We start from the raw sequence: 12,138 nt of genomic DNA on the forward strand, positions 1-12,138 counted from the left end.
TTAATATTTGGAAATGGTAGAATGTACGTAAAATAAAATAATGAGGAAAGTTTTATAACTTACTTTTTACAAGAAACTATATTATAATAGAAGAGAGGTGAAACATATGGAGCATAATTCTTGTTTATGTCCAAAGTTTGAGTCAGCTTTTACTTTGCTTAGTAAAAAATGGACTGGCTTAATTATTAAATCTTTGCTTGAAGAGTCAAAACGTTTTAGAGAAATCGCAGATATTATACCGAATATGAGCGATCGTATGTTATCAGAGCGTTTAAAGGAATTGGAAAGTGAAGGCATTGTAGTTCGTAATGTTTATCCAGAAGTACCAGTTCGAATCGAGTACGGCTTAACTGAAAAAGGGAAAGCATTAGAAAGTGTTATGGATGAAGTCCAAAATTGGGCTGAGAAATGGATGAAATAATGCTTGGATTGCATTCGTATTAGTGTATTTAACAAAGCGTAAGGGAAACCTTGCGTTTTTTCTTTGCTTATAAAAAGCTTTTAAAATTCTACACATATATACAAAAATGTGCATATTTTGCGATAGAGTTACATATAATATTACATTTGTTTTACAATAGCGTAACATTAGCAAAAAAAATCCCGAATTATGGTATAAATTTTATAGGTTATATACGGAAAAAAGACAAAAGAAAGCGGTGTAAAAAATAAAATGAAAAAGCTAAAAATGGCATCTTGCGCATTAGTTGCAGGGTTAATGTTTTCAGGACTAACACCAAATGTATTTGCAGAAGATAAAATTTCTGACGTGAAATCACAAATTAATACACAAAATGACACTTTACATAAACAACAACAAGAACGTGATGAATTACAAAAACAAATGAACGACTTAAACAAAACAATTCAAGGTTTGGATAAATCTGTTCAAGAGAATGCGTCAAAACTTGATGAAACAACGAAAAAAGTTGCTGATACGGAGCAATTAATCGAAAAGAAAAATAAAGATATTGCAGAACTACAAACGAAAATTGCAAAACGTGAAGAGTTATTAAGAAAACGTTTAGTTGCACTTCAAGAACAACCAAACACAAACGTTGTAACAGAAGTTCTTGTAAACTCTAAAAACATTGCAGATTTAGTGGATCGTTTAAATTCAGTTTCTAAAATTCTTGAGTCTGACGAAGACATCATGAAAACGCAACAAGAAGATCAAGCGAACGTGAAAAAAGATGTTGAAACGGTAAAAACAAAGCAAAAAGAATTAAAAGAAGCACAAGCTCAAATTGAAACTGCTAAAAAAGAACTTGACGCTGAAAAAGCGAAAAAAGCAACAGCAGTAAATGACTTAAGTGGTAAAATGGATACAGTTGTAACTTCAATGACAAGTACGGAAGATCAATTGAAGGAGCTTGAACAACAGGCATTAAAATTACAACAAATTGCTGAAAAAGAAGCGCAAGAAAAAGCTGCACAAGAAGCTGCTGCTCAAAAACAAGCAGAGCAAGCTGCACAACAAGCGCAGGCTGCAACACAACCTGCACAGGCTCCAGCTCAACCAGCACAAACACAAGCTCAACCAGCAGCGCCAGCAAACAATGCTGTACAAGCTCCAAAAGAAGAGCCTAAAAAGGAAGAAGCGAAAAAACCAGCACCAGCTCCAGAAGTACCAGCTGACACTGGTGGCGGTAGACAAGATGTTGTCTCAAAAGCTAAAGGTTTAGTAGGTCTGAAATACGTATGGGGTAGTGCGTCAATTTCAAATGGTGGATTTGACTGCAGTGGTTTAATCTCTTATGTTTACGGTTTAGGTCGTCAAGATACTAGAGGTTTATGGAACTCTGTACAAAAGATTAGCCCATCTGAAGCAAAACCAGGAGATCTTATCTTCTTACAAGGTACTTACAGAGCAGGCGTATCTCACGTTGGTATTTATATTGGTGGCGGTCAAATGATCCATGCTGCTGATGAATCAACGGGTGTTACTTACGGTAGTGTAAATAGTTCTTATAACCAAAAACATTTCTTAGGTTACGGTAGATTATAGGATTATAATTTAATAAAAAAACGTGTATAAAGTCGATAGCTTACTATTTTATAAGTAGGTTATCGGCTTTTTTGCGTTTTTACGAGATTATGAGAAAGGTTTATAGTAGTGCTGGAGGTGGTTGCTGATGTTAGCAGGGAAACAGTTACTATTAGAGGAACTCTCTTCAGATTTACGGGATACATTACAAGATTTGAAAAAGAAGAGAGAGGTCGTATGTGTACAAGGTGTAAAAAAGAAAGCTTCTAAATATATGTGTCAGCGCTGCGGAAATATAGAGCAGCGACTATTTGCGTCATTTTTATGTAAAAGGTGTAGTAGAGTATGTACGTATTGCCGGAAGTGTATAACGATGGGGAGGGTAAGTGAATGTGCTGTACTCGTTCGTGGGATCGCTGAAAGAAGAGGAGAAAAAGGTTTAAATTCGTTACAGTGGAACGGGGCCTTGTCTACTGGTCAGGAGTTGGCGGCGCAAGGTGTTATAGAAGCTATTAAGAAGAAAGACTCTTATTTTATTTGGGCTGTGTGCGGGGCTGGAAAAACTGAAATGCTATTTTACGGTATTGCAGAGGCACTTCAAAAAGGAGAAAGAGTTTGTATCGCAACGCCAAGAACAGATGTTGTACTAGAATTAGCGCCGAGATTACAAAAAGTGTTTCCAAATGTAAATGTAGCGTCCTTATACGGAGGAAGTGAAGATAGGGACAAAGATGCAGCGTTAGTCGTTGCAACTACGCATCAACTGTTACGTTACTATAGAGCGTTTCATGTCATGATTGTAGATGAGATTGATGCCTTCCCGTATTATGCGGATCAAATGTTACAATATGCAGTGCAACAAGCGATGAAAGAGAAAGCGGCGCGTATTTATTTAACGGCAACTCCCGATGAAAAGTGGAAACATAATTTCAGAAGTGGTAAACAAAAAGGTATCATTGTCTCTGGACGATACCATCGTCATCCGTTACCAGTTCCTCTATTTTGCTGGTGCGGAAATTGGAAGAAAAGTCTCCACCATAAAAGAATTCCTCGAGTGTTACTACAATGGTTAAAAATGTACGTAAGCAAAAAGTATCCCATTTTTTTATTTGTTCCTCATGTGCGATATATAGAAGAATTGAGCCTGATATTGAAAACGTTGGATCCTAGAATCGATGGTGTACATGCAGAAAATCCGATGAGAAAAGAAAAAGTAGCAGCTTTCAGAAAGGGAGAAATTCCGTTATTAGTTACAACGACAATTTTAGAGAGAGGAGTAACTGTGAAGAATTTACAAGTTGCGGTGTTAGGGGCGGAAGAAGAAATCTTTTCAGAAAGTGCGCTTGTACAAATTGCAGGCCGAGCAGGTCGTAGTTTTGAAGAACCTTATGGCGAGGTCGTTTATTTTCATTACGGTAAGACAGAGGCGATGGTACGCGCGAAAAGGCATATTCAAAGTATGAACAAAAAGGCGAAAGAACAAGGATTAATCGATTAATGCATTGTCTACTTTGCGATGAGTATATGTTGGAAACAGTTAGTTGGTACACCTTCTTTGTAAAGTCTCACAAAAAATATATATGTGATAGGTGTGAGCGGAAACTTTCCTATATTATAGGAGAGATTTGCATGGAGTGTGGGCGATCTTTAGAGGACTTGACTTCCGAATATAAAGAAAATGATATTTGTGTGGATTGCATAAGGTGGATAAAAGAGGAGAAGTATCGTCCTTTTAAAAATCGTTCTTTGCACGTGTACGATGATGAGATGAAAGAAATATTAGCACAGTTTAAGTTTCGGGGAGATGCGGAGTTAGTTCATATTTTTTATCGATCCTTTCGGGAGCTGTTTCAAAAGCATTTTACGAGCGTTTCAAGTGTTATTGCTGTTCCGCTTAGTAGGGAACGGGAATATGAACGTGGTTTTAATCAGGCAGAGTTATTAGCAGCATGTTTACCTGTCAAAATTTCTTATCCCTCATTAAGAAGAAGGGAAACAGAAAAGCAAAGTAAGAAGACACGTAAAGAAAGGCTTTCGGGAAGTAATCCTTTTTATTTTCAGGGAGAAGATATGTTTCGTGATCAACATATTTTACTCGTTGATGATGTATATACGACAGGAATTACAGTTAGACAAATTGGAAGTCTTTTATACGATAGAGGAGCAAGGGAAGTTTCTAGTTTGACGCTTTGTAGAAGTTGATCTGTAACTGTCGAAAGGGATAATAAAAAGACGATAAGTCTTCTTTGACTTCGTAAGTTGTCATTCGCTATAGTCAAAGTATGGGGCGAATGCCCTGATTTTTAGAGTGAAGGGAATGGAATGAACATGCAAGGAAGAGTGAAATGGTTCAATGCAGAAAAGGGATTTGGGTTTATTGAGCGTGAAGATGGTGATGATGTGTTTGTTCATTTTTCTGCTATTCAACAAGAGGGATATAAGTCATTAGAAGAAGGGCAACAAGTTGAGTTTGACATTGTAGATGGAGCACGTGGACCACAAGCAGCTAATGTTGTAAAACTGTAGGAATATTGTTTTTGGGAAGAGAGAGCTGCGTTTGTGGCAACGTTATATATATGGTAGAACCTCTTGTTTTTTGCAAGAGGTTTTTGTTATGAATCAAGTTGTCAAAAAGTTGTTACTTTTCTGTAACGAATTGTCCACAGTTATATTCGTTATTCACGATGTTAATAGGATAAAATAAAGATAGAAACGATGCATCTTTTCATTTCAACAAAAAACGATAAAAAAATCGCAATTCCACTAATTTTTTTAAAAAAGTTAGAAGGAGTTTTTAAGCCAATGTCGAAATTATAGTACATAGGCTTGAAAGGAGGAATTCATCTATGAAATTCAACATTCGTGGTGAAAATATTGAAGTAACTCCAGCATTAAAGGAATATGTAGAGAAAAAACTAAGTAAGTTAGAGCGTTATTTTGATACATTCCCAGAGATTAAAGTTAATTTAAAAGTATACTCTGACAAGCAACGTGTCGAGGTAACAATTCCATTTACTGATTTATTACTTCGTGCAGAAGAAACTAATAGCGATATGTACGCTGCTATCGATTTAGTAGTTGATAAACTTGAGCGACAAATTCGTAAACATAAAACAAAGGTAAATCGTAAATTACGTGAGAAAGGTTCTATGAAAACGAACTTTATCCTTCCAGAAGCAGTAGCTGTTCTGGATGCGGTAGAAGAGGATGAATTAGAACTTGTACGTACAAAACGATTTGATTTAAAACCGATGGACGTTGAAGAAGCGATCCTACAAATGGATATGCTAGGACATAATTTCTTCGTCTTCACAAATGCTGATACAAATGAAACTAATGTTGTATATGGCCGTAAAGATGGGAAATATGGTTTAATCGAAACTAAATAATAATTCAAAAGCGCAGCCGAAATGGCTGCGCTTTTTTTGCTGAAAATAGATTTTTTTTAAAAGTTTTCTTAATTTAGAACGAGACATTCGGCCGATTGTTGGCATAGTTATAAGACAAGTGTTACAATTATCATTAGGTATATACATTTTAGTTTTTTTAATTAGGAGAAAAATTGGCATAACATACATTTGATTTTTATAACGACTGATTGTAATAGAAAAAGAAAAAACAATCGGAAGTTTTATTTTAATAAAAAAGAGGAGCGTATTTCCTATGATCGGTATTTTAAAAAAGGTATTTGATGTAAATCAACGCCAAATTAAACGTATGCAGAAGACAGTTGAGCAAATTGATGCATTAGAATCATCTATTAAGCCACTAACAGATGAACAATTAAAAGGAAAGACGCTTGAATTTAAAGAACGTCTAACAAAAGGTGAGACAGTAGATGATCTACTTCCAGAAGCTTTTGCAGTTGTTCGCGAAGCTGCGACTCGTGTTCTTGGAATGCGTCCGTATGGCGTGCAGTTAATGGGTGGTATTGCCTTACATGAAGGGAATATCTCTGAGATGAAAACGGGTGAAGGTAAAACGTTAACATCTACATTACCTGTATATTTAAATGCTTTAACAGGAAAAGGTGTTCACGTTGTTACAGTCAATGAATACTTAGCACAACGTGATGCGAGCGAAATGGGACAACTTCATGAGTTCCTTGGCTTAACAGTAGGAATTAACTTAAACAGTATGTCACGCGAAGAGAAACAAGAGGCTTATGCTGCTGATATTACGTATAGCACAAATAATGAGCTTGGATTCGATTACTTACGTGACAACATGGTTTTATATAGGGAACAGTGCGTTCAGCGTCCACTTCATTTTGCTATTATCGATGAAGTCGATTCTATTTTAGTCGATGAAGCACGTACGCCGCTTATTATTTCGGGACAAGCTCAAAAATCAACAGAGCTATACATGTTTGCAAATGCATTCGTTCGTACATTAGAAAATGAAAAAGAGTATTCATTTGATGTGAAAACGAAAAATGTAATGTTAACTGAAGATGGTATTACGAAAGCAGAGAAAGCTTTCCATATTGAAAACTTATTCGATTTAAAACATGTCGCACTTCTTCACCATATTAATCAGGCGCTTCGTGCACACGTTGTCATGCACCTTGATACAGATTATGTTGTACAAGAAGGCGAAATCGTAATTGTAGACCAATTCACTGGTCGTCTTATGAAAGGTCGTCGTTATAGCGAAGGTTTGCACCAAGCTATTGAAGCAAAAGAAGGCGTAGAAATTCAAAATGAAAGTATGACACTCGCAACAATTACGTTCCAGAACTATTTCCGTATGTATGAAAAGTTATCTGGTATGACTGGTACAGCGAAAACGGAAGAAGAAGAATTCCGTAGTATTTACAATATGAATGTTATCGTAATTCCAACGAACAAAGATATTATTCGTGATGACCGTGCTGATTTAATCTTCAAATCAATGGAAGGCAAATTCAATGCAGTTGTTGAGGATATTGTAAATCGTCATAAACAAGGGCAACCTATTCTTGTCGGTACAGTTGCAATTGAAACGTCAGAGCTTATTTCAAAAATGTTAACACGTAAAGGTGTACGCCATAACATTTTAAATGCGAAAAACCATGCGCGAGAAGCAGATATCATTGCAGAAGCTGGTATGAAAGGTGCTGTAACGATTGCGACGAATATGGCTGGTCGTGGTACGGATATTAAGCTTGGAGACGATATTAGAAACGTTGGTCTAGCAGTTATCGGTACAGAGCGTCACGAAAGCCGTCGTATTGATAATCAGTTACGTGGTCGTGCTGGTCGTCAAGGGGACCCTGGTGTAACGCAGTTCTACTTGTCTATGGAAGATGAACTAATGCGCCGCTTCGGTTCTGACAATATGAAAGCGATGATGGATCGTCTTGGTATGGATGATTCACAGCCGATTGAAAGTAAAATGGTTTCTCGTGCGGTAGAATCTGCACAAAAACGTGTAGAAGGAAATAACTATGATGCACGTAAGCAGTTACTGCAGTACGATGATGTACTTCGTCAGCAACGTGAAGTTATTTACAAACAGCGTCAAGAAGTAATGGATTCTGAGAACTTACGCAGTATTATTGAAGGTATGATGAAATCTACAGTAGAACGTGCTGTTGCGCTTCATACACAAGAGGAAATTGAAGAAGATTGGAACATTAAAGGTCTTGTTGACTACTTAAATACAAACCTTCTGCAAGAAGGCGATATAAAAGAAGAAGAGTTACGTCGTCTTGCTCCAGAGGAAATGAGCGAGCCAATTATCGCGAAATTAATAGAGCGTTACAACGACAAAGAAAAGCTTCTGCCAGAAGAGCAAATGCGTGAGTTTGAAAAAGTTGTTGTATTCCGTGTAGTAGATACGAAATGGACAGAGCATATTGATGCGATGGATCACCTTCGTGAAGGTATTCATTTACGTGCTTACGGTCAAATTGATCCACTTCGTGAGTATCAAATGGAAGGATTCGCAATGTTCGAGTCAATGATTGCTTCTATTGAAGAGGAAATTTCTCGTTACATTATGAAAGCTGAAATTGAACAAAACTTAGAGCGTCAAGAAGTTGTTCAAGGTGAAGCTGTTCATCCATCTAGCGATGGCGAAGAAGCGAAGAAAAAACCAGTTGTAAAAGGTGACCAAGTAGGCCGCAACGATTTATGTAAATGTGGTAGCGGTAAAAAATATAAAAACTGCTGTGGTATCGGGAAGTAATACAGGGCGGTAGCCCAGATTGCTTTGCAAAATTTTACATCAAAAATGTATAATTAAGAAAGATTAAACTCTCTCCGTCATAACTGGAGAGAGTTTCCCTTGTTCTCATAAGAAAGCAACAGCAATTACATAGAGGTGAAGGAAATGGAATTAGTAGAAATTAGACAAGAATTAGAGAAAATGGCTAAGAGATTAGCGGCTTTTAGGGGGTCTCTTTGACCTTCCTACTAAGGAGAAACAAATTGCAGAGTTAGAAGAGACAATGATGGGTGCAGGATTTTGGGATGACCAACAAGGTGCACAAGCTGTAATTAACGAAGCTAATGCACTGAAAGAGATGGTTGGAAAGTTCCGTCAGTTAGATGAGACCTTCGAAAATTTAGAAATCACGCATGAGCTTTTAAAAGAAGAGTATGATGAAGATTTACATGAGGAACTTGAATCTGAAGTGAAAGGCTTAATTCAAGAAATGAATGAGTATGAGCTTCAGTTACTACTAAGCGATCCTTATGATAAAAATAACGCTATTTTAGAATTACACCCAGGTGCTGGTGGAACAGAATCACAAGACTGGGGTTCTATGTTATTACGTATGTACACACGTTGGGCTGAAAAACGTGGGTTTAAAGTAGAAACGGTTGACTACTTACCAGGTGATGAAGCTGGTATTAAGAGTGTTACTTTATTAATTAAAGGTCATAACGCTTACGGTTATTTAAAGGCAGAGAAAGGTGTACATCGTCTTGTACGTATTTCGCCATTCGATTCTTCAGGCCGTCGTCATACATCGTTCGTGTCTTGTGAAGTTGTACCTGAGTTCAATGATGAAGTTGAAATCGAAATACGTTCAGAAGACTTAAAAGTTGATACGTACCGTGCAAGTGGTGCAGGTGGACAGCATATTAATACGACAGACTCAGCAGTTCGTATTACACATACACCAACAAACACAGTTGTAACATGTCAGTCAGAGCGTTCACAAATTAAAAACCGTGAGCACGCGATGAAAATGTTAAAAGCGAAATTATACCAAAAGAAATTAGAAGAGCAACAAGCGGAGTTAGATGAAATTCGCGGTGAACAAAAAGAAATCGGATGGGGTAGCCAAATTCGTTCTTACGTATTCCACCCGTATTCTCTTGTGAAAGACCACCGTACAAATACAGAGGTTGGTAACGTACAAGCAGTTATGGATGGAGAAATTGATCCATTTATTGATGCTTACTTACGTTCTCGCATCTAATAAGCGAAAAAAAGCCAACAAAGTTGTCGGCGTATGCTGAGGATAATCGAGGATATAAAGAATTTGATTTTATTTCTATAGATGAAGTAAAGAGGAAGAGAAGTTGGAAACGACAACTTCTCTTTTTGATGAGATTATATGTAGCATACAATGTTGTATATTGTATTGTAAAAAGTAGAGAATAGTAAAACAGAGCGGCAATAGAGTAAGACTTGAACAGAACTTTTCTGATTTTCTGTTCAACAAGAATTCTTTATAGAAATTTTTATGTTGTTCACAGAATTGAAACAACTTATGAAAGCTTTATATTATCAGGGTTCTTACTGTATTTTTGAAAAATATGAAATATACCTTAGTTTTTCTATATAAAGATAATGCTTATAATGAAAATGAGTGTGTTAGGAATGAAAAGAATATCAACAATGGGGAGCGATAGAAGTGAAAAAGAAATTGTTGGCTATTGCGTTAGGAACATCAGTCGTTTTTGCTTTAGGAGCATGTGGAAATAAAGAAGAGAGTAAGCCTTCGAAACAATCTGCAAGCACAGATAGCGCAGAGCAAATTTACCAAAAAAGTTGTATAGGCTGTCACGCGAAAGATTTATCGGGAGCAACTGGACCGGATTTACGAAAAGTGGGACAGAAATATGATGCAGCAGAGATTGAAAAGATTATTGAAAAAGGTCGCGGTTCCATGTCACCAGGAATTATTCAAGGTGAGGATGCGAAAAAAGTAGCTGAGTGGTTAGCTGAACATAAATAAAAAGGGTGAACTGGACGGGTTGGTTATATAATCTTATCCCAAAATGATTTTGGGTAAGAACTATGACGACTCGTTTCCTTTTTTTTTTTTTGTGTAACATAACTGTAACAAAAATGTATCCGAACTGGAAACCGTTTGATGTTACAATGAGGTTTGTAGAATTTTGCTGAAATATATTACATAGAGTAGCGCTGCTAATAAAAAGCATGAATGGAAGCTACCTTCAACAAGAGTGGTTAAGCGAGAATAAAAGGTTATCTTTTATTTTCAGATGTACAGAAAAGTATTTCGAAAAAAATCATTAAGTATTGGGTGATAAATAATGATAAAAATGACGAATGTTTATAAGGAGTACCCGAATGGTATGAAAGCCATTGCTGGTCTCACAGTTAACATTAAACAAGGTGAGTTTGTATACGTAGTTGGACCGAGTGGAGCCGGGAAATCTACATTTATTAAAATGATGTATCGTGAAGAGAAGCCATCTACAGGATCAATTAATGTAAATGGACTTGTTATTGAAACATTAGCAGAAAGAGATGTTCCATATTTCCGTCGTCAATTAGGCGTAATTTTCCAAGATTTTAAATTACTACCTAAGTTAACGGTATATGAGAATGTTGCGTTTGCTTTAGAAGTAATTGAAGAAGAAAAAGAAGCCATTCGTGAGCGTGTAACAGAAGTTTTAGGTCTTGTAGGTCTTGAGGATCGTGCAGACGCACTACCAAGTGAACTTTCGGGCGGAGAGCAGCAACGTGTTGCGATTGCGAGAGCAATTGTTAATAGACCAAAGGTTGTAATTGCCGATGAGCCAACAGGTAACTTAGATATTGAAACAGCTCTTGATATTATGAAGATTTTTACGCGTATTAACGAGCGTGGTACAACGATTGTTATGGCGACACATAACTCAGATATCGTAAATACAATTCGTCATCGTGTAATCGCGATTGAAGGCGGAAAAATTGTTCGAGATGAGATTGAGGGAGGATACGGATATGAAGGCTAAGACCCTTAGTCGACATTTGCGAGAAGGTGTAAAGAATCTATCACGTAACGGATGGATGACATTTGCTTCTGTTAGTGCAGTAACAGTTACATTATTACTTGTAGGTGTCTTTTTAACAGCGATTATGAATATGAACCATTTTGCGACGAAAGTAGAGCAAGATGTAGAAATTCGTGTACACATTGATCCAGCAGCAAAAGAAGCTGATCAAAAGAAATTAGAAGATGATATGAGTAAGATTGCGAAAGTAGAATCTATTAAATATTCTTCTAAAGAAGAAGAGCTAAAACGCTTAATTAAAAGCTTAGGTGATAGCGGAAAAACGTTTGAGTTATTTGAACAAGATAACCCACTTAAAAACGTATTTATTGTAAAAGCAAAAGAACCAACAGATACAGCGACAATCGCGAAAAAGATTGAGAAAATGCAGTTTGTAAGTAATGTTCAATATGGTAAAGGCCAAGTTGAAAAATTATTTGATACTGTAAAAACAGGACGTAATATCGGGATTGCGTTAATTGCAGGCCTTTTATTCACAGCAATGTTCTTAATCTCTAATACAATTAAAATTACAATTTATGCTCGTAGTACTGAGATTGAAATTATGAAACTGGTAGGTGCAACAAACTGGTTTATTCGTTGGCCGTTCTTATTAGAGGGATTATTCCTAGGAGTATTAGGATCAATTATTCCAATTGGCTTAATTCTAGTTACGTATAATTCACTACAAAGTGTGTTTAACGAAAAACTTGGCGGAACAATTTTCGAACTTCTACCATACAGTCCTTTCGTATTCCAATTAGCTGGTTTACTAGTGTTAATCGGGGCTTTAATCGGTATGTGGGGAAGTGTAATGTCAATTCGTCGCTTCTTAAAAGTATAAAAAGTTGCAAACATAATTCGTACAAGCTTATCATATAGTAGAAATAGGTAAAGGCATCACACACTGTGTGATGCCTTTTGCTA

General features: G+C 36.6%; 10 protein-coding genes and 1 pseudogene. All 11 read left to right on the plus strand.

Translation table 11 applies throughout. From position 1 onward, the window contains the following. Window positions 1-106: 106 nt before the first annotated feature. Window positions 107-421, plus strand: coding sequence for a winged helix-turn-helix transcriptional regulator (locus ACUN0F_RS06990; RefSeq protein WP_000400858.1), 315 nt, complete (start codon window positions 107-109; stop codon window positions 419-421). A gap of 146 nt (window positions 422-567) precedes the next feature. Beyond that, a pseudogene (locus ACUN0F_RS06995) lies at window positions 568-2,008 on the plus strand (C40 family peptidase). Between the two features lie 127 nt (window positions 2,009-2,135). Beyond that, window positions 2,136-3,485, plus strand: coding sequence for an ATP-dependent helicase ComFA (gene comFA / locus ACUN0F_RS07000; protein WP_264461701.1), 1,350 nt, complete (start codon window positions 2,136-2,138; stop codon window positions 3,483-3,485). Next, the gene (locus tag ACUN0F_RS07005; protein ID WP_079998488.1) at window positions 3,485-4,189 is read left to right on the plus strand and encodes a ComF family protein; all 705 of its coding nucleotides are present in this window, start codon (window positions 3,485-3,487) and stop codon (window positions 4,187-4,189) included. Before comFA ends, ACUN0F_RS07005 begins: the two co-directional genes overlap by 1 nt. Window positions 4,190-4,315: 126 nt before the next feature. After that, window positions 4,316-4,513 (plus strand): cold shock protein CspC, encoded by a 198-nt coding sequence (gene cspC / locus ACUN0F_RS07010; RefSeq protein WP_033710669.1) that lies wholly within the window; start codon window positions 4,316-4,318, stop codon window positions 4,511-4,513. Between the two features lie 320 nt (window positions 4,514-4,833). Next, a complete protein-coding gene (gene hpf / locus ACUN0F_RS07015) occupies window positions 4,834-5,376 on the plus strand; it encodes a ribosome hibernation-promoting factor, HPF/YfiA family (RefSeq protein ID WP_000671189.1) in 543 nt (180 codons plus the stop codon). 274 nt (window positions 5,377-5,650) lie between these two features. Continuing rightward, window positions 5,651-8,158, plus strand: a complete 2,508-nt coding sequence (gene secA / locus ACUN0F_RS07020) for a preprotein translocase subunit SecA (RefSeq protein ID WP_000579395.1) — start codon at window positions 5,651-5,653, stop codon at window positions 8,156-8,158. 144 nt (window positions 8,159-8,302) lie between these two features. Next, a protein-coding gene (gene prfB / locus ACUN0F_RS07025; RefSeq protein ID WP_096001656.1) for a peptide chain release factor 2 occupies window positions 8,303-9,401 on the plus strand; the annotation gives its coding sequence in 2 pieces (ribosomal slippage) (window positions 8,303-8,374 and window positions 8,376-9,401; 1,098 coding nt in all). A 438-nt stretch (window positions 9,402-9,839) separates the two neighbouring features. Then, window positions 9,840-10,163, plus strand: a complete 324-nt coding sequence (gene cccB / locus ACUN0F_RS07030) for a cytochrome c551 (protein ID WP_000727965.1) — start codon at window positions 9,840-9,842, stop codon at window positions 10,161-10,163. Window positions 10,164-10,485: 322 nt separating this feature from the next. Then, complete coding sequence (ftsE, locus tag ACUN0F_RS07035; protein WP_000594325.1) at window positions 10,486-11,172, plus strand: cell division ATP-binding protein FtsE; 687 nt, start codon at window positions 10,486-10,488, stop codon at window positions 11,170-11,172. Next, complete coding sequence (gene ftsX, locus ACUN0F_RS07040; RefSeq protein ID WP_000645020.1) at window positions 11,162-12,055, plus strand: permease-like cell division protein FtsX; 894 nt, start codon at window positions 11,162-11,164, stop codon at window positions 12,053-12,055. Before ftsE ends, ftsX begins: the two co-directional genes overlap by 11 nt. Window positions 12,056-12,138: the final 83 nt, after the last annotated feature.

The sequence above is a fragment of the Bacillus sp. 1A genome, assembly GCF_052682215.1.